General features: G+C 35.6%; 10 protein-coding genes and 1 pseudogene. 6 read left to right on the top strand and 5 right to left on the bottom strand.

Annotated elements, in window-relative coordinates; translation table 11 throughout:
- Window positions 1-3: 3 nt before the first annotated feature.
- The 3 genes from nrdD to ybbA all read right to left on the bottom strand — a co-directional run bounded on the left by nrdD (window position 4) and on the right by ybbA (window position 6,290).
- Window positions 4-2,178 carry an anaerobic ribonucleoside-triphosphate reductase gene (nrdD, locus tag BMW37_RS10500; RefSeq protein WP_093320726.1) on the bottom strand — a complete coding sequence of 725 codons (2,175 nt, stop codon included), beginning with the start codon at window positions 2,176-2,178 and terminating at the stop codon, window positions 4-6.
- An 825-nt stretch (window positions 2,179-3,003) separates the two neighbouring features.
- Window positions 3,004-5,511 carry a putative ABC transporter permease subunit YbbP gene (gene ybbP, locus BMW37_RS10495; RefSeq protein WP_093320724.1) on the bottom strand — a complete coding sequence of 836 codons (2,508 nt, stop codon included), beginning with the start codon at window positions 5,509-5,511 and terminating at the stop codon, window positions 3,004-3,006.
- 2 nt (window positions 5,512-5,513) lie between these two features.
- Window positions 5,514-6,290, bottom strand: a complete 777-nt coding sequence (gene ybbA / locus BMW37_RS10490; protein WP_093320771.1) for a putative ABC transporter ATP-binding protein YbbA — start codon at window positions 6,288-6,290, stop codon at window positions 5,514-5,516.
- Window positions 6,291-6,491: 201 nt separating this feature from the next.
- Between ybbA and BMW37_RS10485 the strand changes: the two genes are divergently transcribed.
- The 4 genes from BMW37_RS10485 to BMW37_RS10470 all read left to right on the top strand — a co-directional run bounded on the left by BMW37_RS10485 (window position 6,492) and on the right by BMW37_RS10470 (window position 14,275).
- Entirely contained in the window at window positions 6,492-7,136 is a 645-nt protein-coding gene (locus BMW37_RS10485; RefSeq protein WP_143047635.1) for a GDSL-type esterase/lipase family protein, read from the top strand.
- A 6-nt stretch (window positions 7,137-7,142) separates the two neighbouring features.
- Window positions 7,143-9,368 carry a primosomal protein N' gene (gene priA / locus BMW37_RS10480; protein WP_093320718.1) on the top strand — a complete coding sequence of 742 codons (2,226 nt, stop codon included), beginning with the start codon at window positions 7,143-7,145 and terminating at the stop codon, window positions 9,366-9,368.
- Between the two features lie 208 nt (window positions 9,369-9,576).
- Entirely contained in the window at window positions 9,577-11,139 is a 1,563-nt protein-coding gene (ptsG, locus tag BMW37_RS10475) for a glucose-specific PTS transporter subunit IIBC (RefSeq protein ID WP_093320714.1), read from the top strand.
- Between the two features lie 862 nt (window positions 11,140-12,001).
- Complete coding sequence (locus tag BMW37_RS10470) at window positions 12,002-14,275, top strand: hypothetical protein (RefSeq protein ID WP_093320711.1); 2,274 nt, start codon at window positions 12,002-12,004, stop codon at window positions 14,273-14,275.
- Window positions 14,276-14,707: 432 nt separating this feature from the next.
- Here BMW37_RS10470 and BMW37_RS10465 read toward each other — a convergent pair whose 3' ends face one another.
- Window positions 14,708-16,498: an ABC transporter transmembrane domain-containing protein gene (locus BMW37_RS10465; protein WP_093320709.1), complete on the bottom strand. Its 1,791-nt coding sequence runs from the start codon at window positions 16,496-16,498 to the stop codon at window positions 14,708-14,710.
- 580 nt (window positions 16,499-17,078) lie between these two features.
- Here BMW37_RS10465 and hcp point away from each other — a divergent pair.
- A complete protein-coding gene (gene hcp / locus BMW37_RS10460) occupies window positions 17,079-18,713 on the top strand; it encodes a hydroxylamine reductase (RefSeq protein WP_093320706.1) in 1,635 nt (544 codons plus the stop codon).
- A 110-nt stretch (window positions 18,714-18,823) separates the two neighbouring features.
- On the opposite strand, the gene BMW37_RS10455 is transcribed toward hcp, so the two are convergent.
- Window positions 18,824-19,414: an MltR family transcriptional regulator gene (locus BMW37_RS10455; RefSeq protein WP_093320704.1), complete on the bottom strand. Its 591-nt coding sequence runs from the start codon at window positions 19,412-19,414 to the stop codon at window positions 18,824-18,826.
- A 598-nt stretch (window positions 19,415-20,012) separates the two neighbouring features.
- On the opposite strand from BMW37_RS10455, the pseudogene BMW37_RS10450 reads away from it, so the two are divergent.
- Window positions 20,013-20,216, top strand: a pseudogene (locus BMW37_RS10450) (IS982 family transposase); the annotation flags it as partial.

Here is a 20,216-nt window from a genome sequence, read left to right as displayed (position 1 = left end):
CTCCTACATATGTTTAACTCTGCGCATCACTTCTTGTTGCTTACCTGCATTAAACGCTCGAGTATCAGGGTTGCCTAAATAGCCGCATACTCGCCTAGTGACTGACACAGTTTCGCTATCATGATTACCGCAACCTGGACAAACAAAACCTTTGCTTTTTGCTAAAAACTCACCTGTAAATCCACATTGATAGCAAGCATCAATAGGTGTATTCATCCCATAATAAGGGACTTTTTTATAACTATAATCCCATACATCTTCGAGTGCTTTTAAATTATGCTGTAAATTAGGATACTCTCCATAACAAATAAATCCACCGGTTGATATCTTTGGAAAGTGTGCTTCAATATCAATCTTATCAAACGGATTAACTTTTTTCTCAACATCTAAATGAAAGCTATTTGTGTAGTATCCTTTATCAGTCACACCTTTTACTAACCCGAATACTTTGGTATCTAATCTACAGAACCTATCACACAAATTTTCACTCGGAGTGGCATATAATGAAAATCCATACCCAGTTTCAGCCTGCCAGGTTGTTATTTTAGTTTTTAGAAAATTCAGCACAGCTAATGCTGTTTTTTGCTTGATCTCTGAATCAACATAATGAGGTTCTTCTCCAAACAACGCATTCATCGTTTCATGCAATCCAATATATCCTAAAGAAATCGATGCTCGTCCATGTTTAAAAATTTCGATGATATTCTCATTTGCTCTTAATCTAACACCACATGCCCCTTCCATATATAAAATTGGTGCAACGCTTGCTTTTACCCCTTTTAAACGCTCAATTCTAGTTAACAGCGCATTTTTAGCGACTAAAACTCGCTGTTCTAGCAATTGCCAAAAATAGGTAATATCTGTTTTAGATTCTAGAGCTATTCTAGGTAGATTAATCGTCACCACGCCAAGATTATTTCTTCCCTCATGAATCGTTTGTCCATTTTGTTCATAATGATTTAAAAAACTTCGACATCCCATTGGTGTTTTAAATGAGCCTGTGACTTCAACGACTTGTTCATAGTTAAGAATATCAGGGTACATTCTCAATGAAGCAGACTTGAGTGCTAATTGTTTAATATCATAATTAGGATCGGTTTTTGCTAAATTTAAACCAGCTTTAAGTGCAAAAACTAGTTTTGGAAAAACTGCAGTACGCTTATTTTTACCTAGGCCTATAATCCGATTATTGAGTATTGCTTGCTGTATCATTCTTGCAGCCTTGCATGTACCTAAACCAAAACCGAAAGTCACAAATGGTGTTTGACCATTTGCAGTATGAAGTGTGTTAACCTCATATTCTAATGATTGGAATGCATCAAAACACTCTTTTTCAGTTTGCGATAAAGCATAAGCTTCACTATCTGGTATTTGCCACTGACTAGCTATATATCTATGCTTGTCTAAACTCGCATAAACATAAGGTGCTAATACTTCATCTATGCGGTTAATTGTCGTACCGCCATAGATATGGCTCGCAACTTGAGCAATAATTTGTGCAGTTACTGCAGTTGCTGTTGCAATGGATTTAGGCCGTTCAATTTGAGCATTACCCATTTTAAAACCATTAGCTAACATTCCTTCAAGATCGATTAACATACAGTTAAACATTGGGAAAAATGGTGCGTAATCTAAATCATGGTAATGAATTTCACCTGATTCATGGGCATTTGCCACGTCTTTAGGTAGCATATATTTTAAAGCATAATGTTTTGCAACAATGCCAGCAAGCAAATCTCTCTGAGTAGGGATCACTTTACTATCTTTATTTGCATTTTCATTAAGTATTGATATGTCAGTTTGATCGACAAGCCCCCTTATCGTTTGATTTAAAAAACTATTCTGTTCTCTCGCTATATCTCTATCATGTCGATATTCTATATAAACTCTTGCAATTTCAGGATACTGGCTTTTCATTAATTGTTCTTCAACAATCTTCTGAATGAGGCTAATTTCTAAAACAATAGGCATGGATTGCTGTGAATTCACTTTTGGACTTTCTAACAATGTTTGATTAGGCTCTTCGTTAAGTCTTTTTAATACCCTATCAGTTACTTGATTACAATAGACTTCATCTATTTTGTTTGTAGAAATAGCAGCATTTTTTATGGCATTGTAGATTCTTGATCTATCAAAAGTCACTAAGCTACCATCTCTTTTTCGTACGTAAATATCCAAAACCTTACCTCATATTACTGATGCGCTAAATTTAGGTGTTTAAAACAAGCTAAAACACCATATATAGTTAAATAAATTAAAATTAACACTACATATAGAATTAAAGAGTTTATCTGAATTTAATTTCTATAACTTGATTAAGCGCAATTTTGTGCGATTTTAGAGTTATCTTGTACAATACTTACTTTTTCTGACTATCATTTTTAATGATTTTAAACCTTAAAAATTGAATATTTATTCGTCAGTAAAATTTGATTTATCAAATAGATTTTGTTTAATAGGGTTCAAACCGCTCATGATTAGTATTAATGTTGCTTTTTTTAGGCATTTTTGCTTATCTAATAGTTAATCTAGCTAATGCCTGCTCATAGATAATTATCAAAGGACTTTTTGATTGAGCACGTTTTGTAATGTTAATTCTTTTGGCTTTTTGTTCTAAATAGTCAGCCAGTTTTACCTTAAATTCGATTTCTATTAATACTTAAAAAAAGCTCGTCACTAAGTGTGATGGCTATTTTTTAAAGGCATTGTTCAAATTCAAGGATTAAAATCTAATAATAAGTTATTGTGGATTGTGATATCAAAAGTTTGTAGAAAAGATAGTGTACTGAATGTATCGAAAATGAGTGAAGTATTTAGTGAACTGGTAATGTAGCATATTGAAAAGTAAAATATGACAGTAACTCTATTAGCGAGTTTTATAAACGACACTCGACAAAAGAGCCGTTTATTTAGCTTTACTACTTGTCGAAACATAGACCAGTTCGCATCCTCCTGCCACTAAAGGGCGAGGAGGTAAAATCAATATAAAAGCGGGCTCAAAAATTATACGCTTAACGCTCTTAAATTTGCACGGTAATTAAGTAATCTACGACTTAATAACCAGCCACAACTTACTAATAGGACACTTGCGGTAATTGGAGTTAGCATCCAAAGAAGAAAATTTGGTGACCATGGGAAATCAAACACAAATTTTTGTAAACTCCAAAGTGCAACTTCTGCTCCAACTACAGCTACAAGCCCTGAAACCGCCCCTAGTATCAAAAATTCAATCCAAATAGTCTGGTTAAGAATTTTTGAAGAGGCGCCAAGTGTGCGATACACTACCAGTTCGACATGTCTTTGTCGCATACTAATTTGCACCTGCGCAAACATTAATAAAACACCGCATAAAATGACTAAGCCAGCCATAAATTGCAATGCTCCACTTACCTGGCTAATAATTTGTTGCGCTTGTTTTAGTAAGGCTGTCACATCTAACACACTGACAGTTGGAAATTGTTTTGAAAAATTAGCCATCATCTGCAAGCGTTCTAATTCTGATGCAGCGCTATTTTGTAGTGACTTATTTTTGTCAGCATCAAGGACTAAAGGAGTTACCCACATTTTAGTATAAGCATCCAGATCGCCTAATGGAAATATAAAATAAAAGTTAAGTTGCATACTTTCCCAATCAACCTTACGAATGCTGCTAACTTTTGCGGTAAATTCTCGCCCACCACTATCAAATGTGACTTCATCTCCTATTTTAATGCCTATTTGTGAAGCCACCCCTTGTTCAATTGACGTTTCTCCAGGTTTAGGAGGCCAACTCCCTTCTAGCAATTGATTAGATGAAGGAAACTCAGTCAATTGAGTTAAATTAATTTCACGGTTTAGGGACTCAGTTTTAGCTGCTGTCTCGTCAACTGCTTCTTTAATAGGAATTTGGTTTAATTTTGTGATCCTAGCAAGTACTATCGTGAAGTAATCAGTTTGAGCCGATATAGGTTGTGATTCAAAATAAGATTCAATTTCAGCCTTTTGCGGTTCATTAATATTCATCAGAATATAGCTAGGTGTTTCTTTTGGCAATTGTGCTTGCCAACGACTGAGTAAATCTCCTTGCATAGCAATTAATAAAGACAAAAGCATAAATGATAATGAAAATGCGGATAATTGACTAATCGTTACCGAAGGTTGATGTAATAATCGATTAATCGCCAACCTGAAAGATAAATGTGTTGTTTTGACCCGTTTTAACATTTTGAGTAATACAAAACCCATCATCCCAAGCATTAATCCTAGCAATATCATAGCTAAGAGCACAGACCAAACTATTTTATTAAAACCAACGAGCACCAGTAATGCTGTTATAATAATTATCGAGACGATAGGAATATAAACTTTTAATGGCCAGTGATTAGTTAAGGAACTTTGCCTAAGGACCCTAATAGGTTGAGTCAATAATAATTGTATATACGGTCTTAGACCAACTAGCAGCGCCATCACGATAAGACTCAAACTAGCCCATATCCAAGGTTTAACGGTTGGTGTGGGAAGATCGTTTGGTAAAATATTACCAAGCGCTAAAATTAAGCCTTGTTCGGTCAAAGTACCGAGTATGCCACCTGTGACAATAGAAATGCACAGAAGAAAAATCCATTGGCCAATTATCCATTTTCTCAAAATACGGTGAGTAGCACCAAGTGTTTTGAGTACGGCAACCAATTTATAGCGTGTTCTTGTATAATGAGTCATCGCAACTGCTACCGCAGAGGCACCAAGTAATAATGTCAGGACAGAGCAAAGAATTAAAAATTGTTTAGCTCTATCTACTGTACGGCTTAGTCCTGATGCTGAATCTGAATCACTCAAAAAACGATAACCAACGGGTAAGATGGGCTCAATATACTGACTAAATGCCTCTATATTCGTAGCATTACCAGCAAACATATATCGATAAGTCAAGCGACTCCCTAACTGAACTGCACCTGTTTTGCTCACATCCTCTAAATGCATTAGAATTTTTGGTGCACTCTGAATACCCGAAAACCCTGCATCTGGCTCTTTAATGAGAATACCGGCAATTTTAAATTGGCCATCACCGATATCAATACTCTCGCCAACGGAAACATTTAGTCTAAGCAGCACGTCTTTTGCAACAATCACTTCACCTGGTTTAAGTTTAATGTCGGTTGGCTCAGTAATCAGTGCGCCATATAGAGGGTAAGCATCATCAGTCGCTTTGATTGAGACAAGTAAAGGGGATGATATTGCTGTTGTATCAACAGGCTCTTGTGATGCAAAAGCCATAGTTTGGAAACTAAGTTGCTCGCTTGTTTTTAGCTCAAATTGTTTAGCCTCTGCCAACCAAGCCTCTTCAGCAGGCCTTGTAGAGCGTAATACTCTATCACCTGCCATAAATTCACGACTATAAGAATTTAATCTTTGCTCAAGCCTATCACCTAGGTTACCTAGCGCTAAAATAGCCGCGACAGACAAACTCATAGCGAGCCAAACGATAATTAATGAAGGGGTCTTCCATTCACGCCAAAACCATTTAAAAATCATGATTAAGCCTCTTTATTCGTAAGGTTAAACTGATTTGATACATCTAGTAGTTTTCCTTCCACTAGTCGAAGCTGCCTGTCGCAACGACTTGCTAAGGTTTCATCATGCGTGACCAAAATTAAAGTCGTACCATTTTGTTTATTTAGTTCAAATAACAAATCTGCAATTTTCTCCCCTGTATGCCTATCGAGATTACCTGTTGGTTCATCTGCAAATAAAACTTTAGGTTTGGCAATAAAGGCTCTCGCAAGAGCTACTCGTTGTTGTTCGCCACCAGATAATAGTGCAGGTAAATGATTAATTCGCTTTTCCAGCCCTAAGGTACCTAATAAAGCTTTGGCCGCTAAAGCGGCTTCTGTTTCATCATACTTGCTATCAGCTGTTTTAGGTTTCAATAACAAAGGTAACTGTACATTTTCAAGTGCGCTAAGGGTTGGTACTAATAAAAATGATTGAAACACAAATCCAACAGCATTAGCTCGCAAAAGTGCCCTATCATCTTCACTCATATCTTTCATAGAATGGCCAAGTAATTTAACTTCACCTTCACTACCGTCATCTAAACCTGCTAAAATAGCTAAAAGTGTCGATTTACCCGATCCTGATTCACCAATAAGCGCGCAGCTTTCACCAGATTTGATTGCAAGGTTGACCTCTTCTAAAATCGTTAACGGTTCATCACCTTGCCTGACAATTTTTTTAAGTTGCTTGACGCTTAATACGGTTTCGCTATCATGTGTAAGAATTTGGTGATTTTGGTTTGTCGTATCATCCTGCATTGTATGCGTAACGTTGTTAAAATTGGGTTGTTTTGTCTGATTTTCTTGCTGCATATTTACCTTCAATTGTTTGTTTAATGAGGCACAGAGATGTTTTATAAAATTTTCTGTTTTTTGGATAATCCTAATTCTAAGCTATTTTCCACTAAAACACCCCTCAAATCCAATATATCTAATTTATTGTTAAAGGGTTTGCTATCTATGATACTCTTTTTAAGTAGCATAATGTCATCCTTTGCTGATGAAGATTCTCGTCCAAAATTATTAATTTTAGGTGATAGCCTAAGTGCAGGTTACCGTCTTTCAAATGAAGTAAGTTGGCCTGTGTTATTAAATAATTTGATCGGAGAAAAAACTCAGTCTAGTAATTCATCAAAACTTAATATTCAGATCATTAATGCGAGCATTAGTGGTGACACAGCTGAACAAGGATTAGCTCGTTTGCCTAATTTACTAGAGACCTATAAACCAAATTATATTTTAATAGAACTTGGCGCCAATAATGGTCTGCAGGGACTAGATACAAATAATTTAAAAACAACATTGAAAAGCATAATATCTGATTCTAAAGCAGCTGGTGCGGAGCCAATTTTAATGCAAATAGATATTCCAAGAAATTATGGTAAACGCTACGTTGATGCTTTTAGTGCAGTCTACCCTAGTATTGCAGCTGAACTAAATATACCTCTTATTCCATTTTTTATGGAATCTGTGGTCATTAATAATGCGCAAAATGGCGGTTTGTGGTTACAAGATGATGGCATTCACCCTACAGAAGCGGCGCAACCATTTATTGCTAACTGGATGTATGATACTCTAATATCTACACTCAAACCTAAGGAATAACACTTAATGCCCTCATGTTTTGTTTCCATAGCACTACAAATACCTCTGTATAACACCTATGACTATATATGGCCATTTGAAGTAGAGCCTACAATAGGAGGGAGAGTACTTGTGCCTTTTGGTAGACAAAAAAAAGTCGGAATTATCCTAGAAAGTAAAATTTCAAGTGATATTCCTACTCATAAATTGAAACCCGTTATAGATAGATTTGATGACTCTTCTATTCTAGATGAGCATATTTTCGAGCTACTTAAGTTCGCTAGCCGTTATTATCAATACCCTTTAGGTGAAGTGATTTTTCATGCACTGCCCACTAGATTAAGGGAGGGACATCCTCTAATTGAACCTAAGGAAACCTATCGCTGTCTATGGCATGTCAACTCAAGCATTGAACCCTCTGAAATATTATTACCAAAGCGCGCAAAAAAGCAAATAGAGCTATATCAATTACTGATTGATACGCCAAGCACCTCAAATGAACTTAAAGCAATTGGCTATAGCGATAGTATAATTAAAAGTCTTAGTGATAAGGAATTAATTCAAGAAGTTAAGTTAGATATTCAAACTGAAGAATCTATTCCTGCAAATTGGCAAGATTCTTATGAACAACCAAACAATGCGCTGATACTCAATCGAGAACAAGCTACTGCAGTTGGTATCATTAGTACCCACATTGATACTTTTAACACTTGGTTAATTGAAGGTGTGACTGGCTCTGGTAAAACAGAGGTATATTTGCATTTAATTGATATTGCATTGCAAGCAGGAAAACAGGTGCTCGTATTAATTCCAGAAATAGGACTAACGCCACAAACTATTTCCCGGTTCCAAGCCCGTTTTAAGGTCCCTATGGCTGTTTTGCATTCAAAATTAAATGATAAAGCTCGCTTAAAAGCTTGGAATGAAGCAAAAACAGATGCTTGTGCCATTGTAATTGGTACTCGCTCATCAATCTTTACACCCTTTAAAAATCTTGGCTTAATTATTATTGATGAAGAACACGATACTTCTTACAAGCAACAAGAAGGTTTTCGATATCATGCAAGAGATTTAGCAATCATTAGGGCCAAGACATTAAATATTCCTATTATTCTAGGAACAGCAACCCCATCATTAGAAAGTACTTACAATGCTAAAATTGGCAAGTTTCAACTAATACAATTAACTCATAGAGCTGGTAACGCTCTCCTACCTAAACAACATATTATTGATCTTAAAAATCAACCCCTTGAATCTGGACTCTCTCACCAACTTATGCATGTTATGCGTACTCATTTAGCAGCCAATAACCAGGTATTACTCTTTCTAAATAAAAGAGGGTATGCCCCTGCATTACTCTGTCATGAATGTGGATGGATAGCTGAATGTAAACACTGCGAAAAATATTACACATTACATCAAGCCATAAAAAAACTGCGCTGCCACCACTGTGATCATCAAAAAACAATGCCTATTCAATGTGAAAAGTGTGGTAGTACTCAGCTAATGCCTGCTGGCATAGGCACAGAGCAGCTTGCTGAAAAACTAGCTGAACTATTTCCTGGTGTTCCTATTAGCAGGATTGATAGAGATACAGTGGGTCGTAAAGGACAACTCGAAGAAGAGTTAGATATAATCTATCAAGGTGGCAGACGGATTATTGTGGGTACACAAATGCTAGCCAAAGGGCATCATTTTGCAGATGTAACATTAGTGGCGTTACTCGACGTAGATGGTGCGTTATTCAGTGCTGACTTTCGTTCTGCAGAGCATTTTGGACAGCTTTACACCCAAGTAGCGGGAAGAGCCGGTCGTGCAAGCAAACCTGGAGAAGTTTATTTGCAAACACATCATCCAGAACATCCTTGGCTGATGACTCTTTTTCAAAGCGGTTATGCGGGTTTGAGCGATATGTTACTTAAAGAAAGAGAAATGACAATGCTCCCACCTTATGCCCATCATGCTTGCTTAAGAGCTGAATCTATTCAAAGCCAGCATGCAAATCAATTTTTAATATCAATAAGAAATCAATTGCGTTTACATCCTAATTTTGATGCAAATTTATGGGTACTAGGTCCTGTGCCAGCATTAATGGCAAAAAAAAGTGGTCGATATCGCTGGCAGTTATTATTTCAGCATACGAGCAGACAAGATTTACATCGCCAATTAACGTTAATATTTTCACTTATTCAAGCTGATGTGAATTTATCTAAAATTAGATGGATATTAGACATCGATCCTTTAGAAACTTAGTGATAATTTCTACCTTACCTTCTGTTTTTTTAACTAAGATCATTAATATTGCTCTTATTGATGTAAAAATCATCAATTGATGTAAAGTTTTATTTTTATCTGACCTATTTTAGCATAGAATTCGAATGTTCAAGTTTAGTATCCAAAGATATTAACTTTTATTTTTTACTATTTTAACTAACAAGACATAAACTAAAAGGAGTTTTAAATGTTTAAAAATCTCTTTGGCTACCTTCAAAAGGCCGGGAAAGCACTGATGCTACCAGTTGCTGTACTTCCTGTTGCAGGTATCATGCTAGGAATAGGTTCAGCAGATATAGCGCCCCTATTTTCGAATGAAGTTCCAAGAATCCTAGTCGTTACACAATCATTATTAAAAAATGCTGGTGATTCTGTTTTTGCTCAAATGCCATTATTATTTGCAGTTGGTGTTGCACTTGGCTTTACCAAAAACGACGGTGTTTCTGCTCTTTCTGCAATTGTTGGCTACGGAATAATGAAAGCTTCAATCATTGTTGCCGGTCCTGCAGCTAACACCCTATTTTTCAACTACGACGTCATTTCTAATGCTGTTGCAATGGAAGCGGCTAGAGCACTAGACCCATCTTTACCAGCACCTCAAGTAGCCTTATCACAATTGTTTGACACTGGTGTGCTTGGCGGTATTATTGTAGGGGGTATCGCTGCTTGGTCATTTAATCGTTTTTATAACATTAAATTACCTGATTATTTAGGTTTTTTTGCTGGTAAACGTTTTGTACCTATTATGACTGGTTTCTTGTCATTATTTATGGGAATATTACTAGCAATTTTATGGCCACCTATCGGTACAAGCATCAAGGTATTTTCAGATTGGGCTTCTGAAGGAAATCCAGTATTAGCTTTTGGTATGTATGGTCTTATTGAGCGTAGCCTCTTACCATTTGGTTTACATCATATTTGGAATGCAGCTTTCTTCTATGAAGCAGGTAGCTGTCAAAATGCTGCAGGTTTACCATTAAGAGGTATTATGACCTGTTTCTTATCTGCTGATGATGCAACTCGTGCTGCAGGTAATGGATTTGGTCAATTAGCTGGTGGTTACTTATTTAAGATGTTTGGTCTTCCAGCTGCTGCAATTGCAATAGCGATGGCTGCAAAACCTCAAAATCGTAAAAAAGTAATGGGAATCATGATTTCCGCTGCCCTAACCTCTTTCTTAACCGGTATTACAGAGCCAATTGAGTTTGCATTTTTATTCGTAGCGCCAGTATTATATGCAGTTCATGCATTATTAGCAGGCTTAGCTTATGTCATTACCAATTCATTAGGTATTGTTCATGGTCATACATTCTCTAATGGATTTATTGACTTTTTATTATTATCGTCTAAATCAGAGAACATTCTGCTACTTGTATTACTAGGTCTAGGTTATGGCGTACTTTACTTTATCGTGTTTACATTCATGATACGCGTCTTTAATCTTAAAACTCCTGGTAGAGAAGATGAATCTGAAGAGGTTGAGTCTAAATCAACTTCTAAAGCTTCAGCAGGTTCAATTGCAGCGGATTTAGTTGCTGCTTTTGGAGGAAAAAATAACATCACAAATTTAGATGCTTGTATTACACGTCTTCGTGTATCAGTTGAAAATGCAGATTTAGTTGATCAAGCGCAATTGAAGCAACTTGGTGCAAAAGGTGTCATCATGGTAGCAGGTGGTGTACAAGCAATATTTGGAACACAATCAGATAATTTAAAAACTGATATGGACGAGTGGATTAAACATAACTAATTATTATGGCTAAGGCCACAACACTTAATTAGTTATTAAATAAGTTAAAAATTCAAAATGGGGCTTAGGTCCCATTTTTATATGTAAAAAAGAATAAACATTGACGCTATTGTCAATATGATGACTAGGATTATTGAATACACTATTACATTTTATTAACAAACACTTACTAACAAAAAATATTTTTTGACATTCTAAAACGTTAACCCTGGTCCTGTATCTATTTAATTTCTACAACATACCATTAGTTGAGCGAATTAATATGCCAACTCTCTACATCTAATATGCTTGAATAAAAATTTGAGTAAACAAGCCGATCAATTATCGTGCTATGCTCTTTGAATTTAAATAACTATTCCAATAAATTACACGAAGAGCACATTATACTTATTAAACTTTAAATTTGATAACAAATAGAATGCTGATTCGATTCCCTTAATTTATTAGCGTACTTAAGATACAAGAGTCCCATTCAAATAATTGAGAAATGGTAACGCTTTAGTTACCCGACCAGATAACACTAAAATCAATAATTATCAATAAAATTTACTTAAAAAAAGCAATATTTACGGAACATTACAGCAATGGGGTATGAGAATAATAAATAAACATTTAAAATCCAATCTTTAGTTCATTCATAATAATTTAAATCATAAAATAACGCTGAAATCTGCAACTATACAAATAATCTCTATAACGTTATTTGTAAATTCAATATTTCACCTTTGAATTCAGAGGGCAAGGATGTCTTAAAATATTTGCACAAATTTTTCACTAAGTAGTGGATTGATAAATCGGTAAATCTTTTTGTGTAAATCGGAAAATAATGAGTACGGTAATATTTATTCACTAAGGAAATCACATGAATTCAACACACAATACCCCCTATAAATTAATTACTTCGTTGTTCTTATCTATTGTATTGATTGTGACTTTTTCACATGAATTGTTAGCTAATAATAAATCAGGCTCTTCTAAAAAGGCAGAGAATATTATAGGACACCTGCCTTATATGGAATCTATTGGCGCTTATCTATCGCTTTCAAATCAATTTCTTTATGATGAAAATCAGTTACCAGTTCTAACAAGTGGCTCTGAACTGTTTATTCCATCTATTTTTTGTCAAACATCGCGTTTAGAAGAAACTTCTACAATGCAGATGGAAGCTTCTGACTTAAGCGATCAATTTTTTATGCTTATAGATCAGGATAATGACCTCTGTTTGACCCAGAACCATGAATCACAATTAGCATGGTTCGCATTAGATCCTGGAGAGAATGAATGGGAAAATATCAAAGCTTGGGAAGATTTATCGACTACCATCTTGGATAATAATATATACCTCATTCCTCCTGGAACATCGCAGCAAAGTCCGTATACTCATGGCCTACGTATTCCAGAATCTGCAATTGGGAAACGTATTGGTTTTACATACTCACCGATAACAGCGACAGGTAACCCTAACATAGGTTATCCAATTAAAGTATGGGACATAAGATATTTTTTTGGTCAGGACAAATATGATTCAGCTGGTTATCCAACCTACGTGAATGAAGGTAAACGCTTAGAGGAAATACCGCTAAATACAAGTTTGGAAGAGGTCGTGGAAAGTCCATCTCGGCCCCGGATCGAAAATTTGATTATGAAAGGTACTTTTTTAACTGGTTTTCAATTAACAGCTGAGTATGATTTTATCGCAAATAGCGAAAATGAGTTTGAAGATGTATCACGTTTTTGGTGGGGAGAAGTCGGCACAACAGAAATACAAGCCTATTTCCAAAATCCAGTTTATCTATCAAATCCCCAATCCCCTGTTCTAACAATTGAAGATGTAGCCAAGGTCTACTCTGTTTCGGTTCTCCCTATCAAGAAAGAATCGAGAGTGAGCTCTGGCAATAATTCTACTTATTATGTAGTTGGGAATACCGTCACTACCACATCAGAAAATACAAATAATCAATTTACACAACCATCAAACATTTCAAATTTGAAATTTAGTAATGCTCTGAATATAGAAAACTCGGTTTCTGCAACTTATATTTATGAAAAGGGTGATCCTATTGCAGAGGATAATTCTGAATATACTTGGAGCTATATTGATGCACAAGGCGTATCACATATTTTAGCCAGTGATAAAATAATCGAGTCAGGAAAGGTTCCGGATTCACCTAAATTGCTACTTGAGCAATCTGGTTTAACACTCAAGTTAGACATGTTACCTAAAGATCAGTTTAATCGAGAAGGAAAACCTGTCTCAATTTCGGATAACATCGAGACTGCTGAATTTATTGCAGAACCTACAGTTGTTCAATTGACTTTGAATGATACAAATTCTTATCCTGTGAGCATAACAGCGAAATATACGTCTGGCAGTGACGATATTACTTTACTTGGCAATTGGGCTTCAACTGATGAATCAATTGCAACAGTAGATAACCAAGGCAATATCAGGCTAAACCCAAGTTTAAGCACTGAAGCGATTGGATCTATTACGTTTAATTATATTGGAAAAACGGTAACAATTGATGTGATTGTAGATGCTCTGCCACCTAGTATTCGTAATTTAAAACTGATTAGTATTATGGAAAATGGAGAACTCTCTCTTTTTGAAAATCAAGGTGCAACCTATGACTTTGATAATGGAGGTAAATTGAATTCGAATGATAGGTCAACCTATATATGGCGTATTCAGAATGAAACTACAGTAATAGGTAGTGGTGTCGTTGTAAATTCTGGAGTGGTACCATTCCCATCAACCTCATCACCGATATATCACTCCGGTAAGGTAGTTGTTTTAGAAGTGACCCCAAAAGATAATTTTAATCGTTCAGGGGATATGATACCAATAGAAGGTACATTAGAGGAAGTTAATGGAATTGAAGTTGAACCTACACCACTTGAAATCAAACGTCAAACTACGGCTCAGCTTAGAGCCTATGCTTTATTTGATGGCGGAAGAAAGTTTATATCCCCTATTGGTATTCCAGCATTAGATGGAACTTGGACAGTTAATGGCCAAGGGGTATCAATAAGCTACTCTGGTTATGTCACCGCCGGAAACTTCCTTACAAGTGGGACCATTACATATCGATATAAAAATTTTAACATAGTCATCCCTTATACGGTAATTGAATAATGGTATATTACTCTAATAGTAGTATATGCTAACGTTACCCATCAGATGCCATTTGAAATGGTATCTGATGACTTTTTCCGGTTTTATCAAAAGTGCGTAAAACTTTACCCTTTAGGGCAGAGATGTAAGCACTTTTGATAAATTGAATCAACCAAATCGAGACGGATTGATATATATTGTTTTTTCAATCAGGAAACTATCAATCAGTTTAGAGCAATACAATAAACAGTTAATCCCCTAGAGATACCCTCAGTATTCAAGTTTATCAGGAGGACACATGATAGTAACTTTTTCCCATCAGCTTTAGCCCCCATAAAAGCAGATTGATTGATTGATTGATTGATTGATTTCTGAGCCATGTTTAACTTTAACAACTTTTAAGATTTAGGTAAATACATCAAAAATGGACATATACAATGCTGCATCTATTAATTACATCAACTGTAAGCGAGCGAATTCAGCATAAAGTCCTTTTTTTTGCATTAGTGATTCGTGATTACCCTGCTCAATTATCTCCCCTTTATCAATTACAATGATCCTATCTGCTTTTAATACTGTTGAGAGTCTATGTGCTATTATGATGGTAGTTTTACCTGCCATTAAGCGCTCTAATCCCTGCTGCACAAAATATTCACTTTGTGCATCAAGTGCACTAGTAGCTTCATCAAGTAATAGTATCGGTGCATTTTTTAGCATTGCCCTAGCAATTGCAATGCGTTGCTGTTGCCCACCTGATAGCTGAGCACCACGTTCACCCACAAGTGTTTCAAATTGATTGGGTAGCTGATTGATAAATTCAATCGCTTCTGCTTCTTTTGCAGCATTTTCAATAGCTGAAAAAGAAGCAGTTTGATCTCCATAAGCAATATTATCTCGTACACTCGCTGCAAATAAATCAGGTTTTTGCGGCACAACAGCAAATTGGTTACGTAAAGCATGCAGTTGCCATTGAGCTAATGGATGACCTCCTAATAAAATGCGTCCATCTGTTGGGTCATAAAACCGCATCAATAAATTAAACAAAGAGCTTTTTCCACCTCCAGAAGGTCCGACTAAAGCAACTGTTTCTCCTAATTTGATGGTAATACTGATATTTTTGAGTACTTGTCTATCTGGATAAATTGGATAAGCAAATGAAATAGACTCTAATACTAGTAAATCTGCTGTTTCCTGAGTAATTGAAGTATATTTTCCCTCTTCCTGTAGGCTATTCGTTTGGGCTAACAAGTGGCTAATACGTTGCATGCCACCTGTAGCTCTTTGTAACTCATTAAACATTTCAGAAAGTGATCCTATAGATGTCCCTGCAAGTAATGCATACATCACAAATTGTCCTAAACTACCAGCGGATAAGTTGCCAGCTACGACATCATGTGCCCCTAACCAAAGTACGAACACAATTGCACCAAAAACTAAAGTGATTGCTAACGCTGTAATTAAGGATTGAGCTGAGATCCTTGCTTTTGCAGCTTGATAAGTGTGATTAAGCGATATTCCAAATTGTTTAATTTCTATCTCTTCTTTGGTGAAGGCCTGAACGGTATAGATAGATGAAAGTGTTTCTGCAGCATGCAAATTTGCTTCTGCAACTTCATCTTGATTATTTTTCGCCTTTTTCCTAATTTTTTTTGCTCCTAACAAAATTGGTAAAATCGCTATTGGTAAGCTTAACAAAGCAATCGCAGCGAGTTTAGGTTGCGTTATTACCATTAAAGTAATACTACCTATAAATGTCACTAAACTCCTAAGTGCTACGGACATGCTAGAGCCTATGACACTTCGTATAAGTTCACTATCAGCAGATAGCCTTGAAACTAACTCACCGCTTTGGTTCTGATGATGAAAAGCAAGATCGAGCTTTATTAGATGAGCATACAGTGTTTTACGAAGCCCCATCACTACTCTTTCACCAAGTAAAGAGACAAATAAAAATCTTAATGCGGTAGCAGTAGCCAGAAACAGTGCCACAATAAATAATCCTACAAAAGCTTCATTAATTTCAGTGCTTGCTGTAAATCCCTTATCTATCATTTGTTTCATTGCAGCAGGGATCATCAAAGTAGCTGTAGATGAGGCAGCTAATGCCACTAACCAAGCAATAAGCAACTTTCGTTCCTGCCTTAATAGTGGCGCAAGTTGCTTAAATAAAGTAAAACTAGAGGTAAATCGATTGTTTTTTTTCACTACATCTTTCGATTTATTTATTTCAAGTTCAGTTGTCATAAGTTGAAACTCTGCAATTTAGCGGGAAGGATTGAAGTAACACCAGTATTCTTCGTATTGTCCCTTGGATATTATGGGGTATATTCAGTTATTTATATCAATGATAGATGCGCATTATCAGCTAAAAAACATAAAATAAAGTTAGACGAGAATAATGCATGACAATATTAAGAAATTTAATTTTACAATTTGAACAGGCGACTTATTTTACCTGTCAGTTAGCGATAGACTAGTTTATCCTTTTATTTTTAATTCTTCAATGCAGGCTATTTAGTAGGATCCTATGCTATTACTCAACATCGCACTTTAATGCTAACAAAAAGTCCATCTCTTATTAATATTTCCGATTAGCTATCTTGTTTGTTTCTAATATGTTTAAAATTAATTACCAGCATGTTAAACCCATTTGTGATTCAATTCACAGATTCAAAGCGATCTTGCTTTATATCAACAATACAACTAATTTACCCCACTAATCGTTAACACTCGCTCCATTTAATGTTTAAGATGGCATCTGAATGATAAACGGCATGAGTTTAAGTGATGCCCCAGAATAAAATTTTTAAAGGAGCGCAGCATTATGTTTTGTATTCAATGTGAACAAACCGTTAGAACATCTGAAAGTTCAGGTTGTCAATCCCAAAAAGGCGTCTGTGGTAAAACCGCTGAAACATCAGATTTACAAGATTTACTCATTACGGTTCTTGCAGGTTTAAGTGGATGGATCATTGAGGGTAAAGCACAACAATTAGAAACGGAAAATGCACAAAGATTTATCCCCTTCGCACTTTTTTCAACATTAACCAATGTTAATTTTGATCCTGAGAGAATTGTCAGTTTTGCTATCCAAGCAACTCAATTAAGAGATGAACTTGCCAAGCAATTAGGAAAAAATATTGACCATCCTCTTGCTAATTTAAGCCTAAAAGGTAATGACGTAGCCACTTTGAGTAAACAAGCTAGCAATTTTAGTTTTAATGCAACAGGCCATATCAATAAAGATACCTTGGGTTTACAACTATTGAATCTCTATGGTTTAAAGGGAGCAGCCGCGTATTATGAACATGCTCAAGCACTTGGACAATTCAGCGATGAACTCAGTTTTGAAATCGTCAAACATCTTGCATGGCTTGGCTCAACACCGACTAATGATAATGAGTTATTAGATAATGCCATGGCTATAGGCCAGCTTAATTTCAAAATCATGCAACTTTTGGAGCTTGCTGAGACGAACTCGTTTGGCCATCCTATTCCAACTGAAGTCAATCGTAAACCGACTAAAGGAAAAGCCATTTTAGTATCAGGACATGATTTAAATGACCTAAAGCTACTCCTGGAACAAACTGAAGGAACTGGTATTAATGTTTATACCCATGGAGAACTATTACCAGCACATGGTTACCCACTATTAAAACAATATACTCATCTAAAAGGCAACTATGGTGGCGCTTGGCAAATGCAACAAAGAGAATTTATGCGTTTTCCTGGTCCCATTTTAATGACCTCTAATTGTATTATTGATCCAACTTTAGGAGCCTATCAAGACCGAATTTGGACAAGAAGCATGGTCGGTTGGCCCGGTGTTAAGCACATTACTGATGATAATTTTTCTCCTATTATAGAGCAAGCTAAAACCATGATAGGATTCACTCAAACTGAAATAGAAGAATCCATTACGGTAGGATTCGGAAGAGAAACTCTACTAGGCGCAAGTGATTCATTGCTCTCCATGTTTGGTGATAAATCACTTCGCCATGCTTTTTTAGTTGGAGGATGTGATGGACGTAGTGTAGGCAGAGATTACTATTCTGAGTTTACTCAATCCGTGCCAAAAGACTGCGTGGTTTTGACTTTAGGATGCGCTAAATATAGATTCAACGACCAAGCTTTCGGAGACATTAATGGGCTACCTCGCCTAATTGACATTGGTCAATGTAATGACTCATTTGCAGCCATTATGCTAGCAGTAAACTTGGCTGAAAAACTGGGTTGTTCAGTAAATGATTTACCACTTTCTATTGTACTTTCTTGGTTTGAACAAAAAGCAATTGTTGTATTACTCACACTACTTTCTCTTGGTGTTAAAAACATATACACAGGTCCACAAATGCCTGCATTTTTGACTCCAAACCTACTTAAAATATTAACTCATCAGTATGGTATTAAAGCCATATCTGATGTTGAATCGGATATGAAGAAGATGTTAGTAGCTTAAATATACCATCTAATAACCAAAAAATTGATTCACCAGATCTAATTCAAAGCAGTGATCTGATGAATCAATTATCATGCTTTAATAAACGCAATGAATATTATTATAATCAGTTATATTTGAGGCAAGGGTGAGATTTTTTCAGCTGGTTTTTTATACAGTTGACTAATTAAAGCTGAAACAGAAAGCACCAGGGTTGATTTAATCACTTGTCTATTTCTTTTCTGTTGCATCTGAAGCAAGTTATGATCATGGATGTCATCATTTTTTCCATGCACATTTTGAAATAAAACGGGTTTTACTTCTACACAATTCAATTGATGACAAATTGCAATCACTTCTTCATCAGTAAACTGATAACTTTGATTTGAATGGTTTGTACAAATCAAATCAGACGTTTTATCCATTACTTCATCATACAGCGCTAATAAGTGATCAGTGTCTTCATATTCCTGTCTATTAATGATACCAAGGGCATAAAGCAATTTAAGCTTGACACCGAGTTCAGATAATGGACCATTTCCACCAAAAAGCGGATCAATCGCATAACGAATAGCATAATCATCTTTACGAAATATTTTGCTGATAAGTCTTGTTGTCACTTCAGCAATAAATTTAACTGCATGATCTAAAAATTCCTCAACTGATTTACCTGAGTTAAGCGTTTCTAATATGTGGTTTTCAAAATCAACATCTATTGTCATAAATCAGTGTGGCCTAATTAGAAAATTGTATCTTAATTATACACATTTTCAATCTCAGCAAGTAATTTATATCCCTTACACAAACGCATTATTTTTACTAATAGGTTAATCAATTAGCGATTAAATTGAAAATACTCAGATTGATTCAATCACTGGTCTATTTATTCTTTACTACTTTTAACATAAATTAACCCAATTTATTTTATTATTTTTTTCAATACCCACATTGAAACAGGTGGCTATTTCCTTACAATTCAGCTACATAATAAAACGCAACTAAACCCTTATATGAGACAAAAAGTTTAATCTAAATTCTTTCGTCTACTGAAACAGTATATTGAACAGACAGTTTACCAGTATAACTATCTACTCAAATTAAAAATAATAGTTACAACTGGGGAAATAATAATTTGAATGAACCTTAGTTAATTTTTTACTAATGCATTTAAAGATGCAAATCAGGTATACTGATTATTTATGTAACCTGCTATCTGATTTAGTAGAACACGCGATGCTCGACTTTTTTGTTGCATAATTTGGAGGGAGATGGCATAACTTACAACTAATTAAGAGACGAATCAAAATTAGGAGTAAAATCATGCCATCATTAGTAGATTATATCATCTATACTTTTATTAAAATAGACGATAGCTTAAATAAAATACTGGAAGAATACGATAGACCTCTTAGAGCAAGAGGGTTCAAGCCAAAGCTTTCAGATAGCGAAGTCATTACAATGGAGCTCATTGGTGAATTATTTGGCATTGATAGTACGGTAGGGATTTGGAGATACTTTAACAAG

The organism is Thorsellia anophelis DSM 18579 (assembly GCF_900111395.1).
Lineage (GTDB): Bacteria > Pseudomonadota > Gammaproteobacteria > Enterobacterales > Thorselliaceae > Thorsellia > Thorsellia anophelis.
Note: the sequence above shows the minus strand (reverse complement) of the source record. Positions and strands in the feature narration are given on the sequence as shown.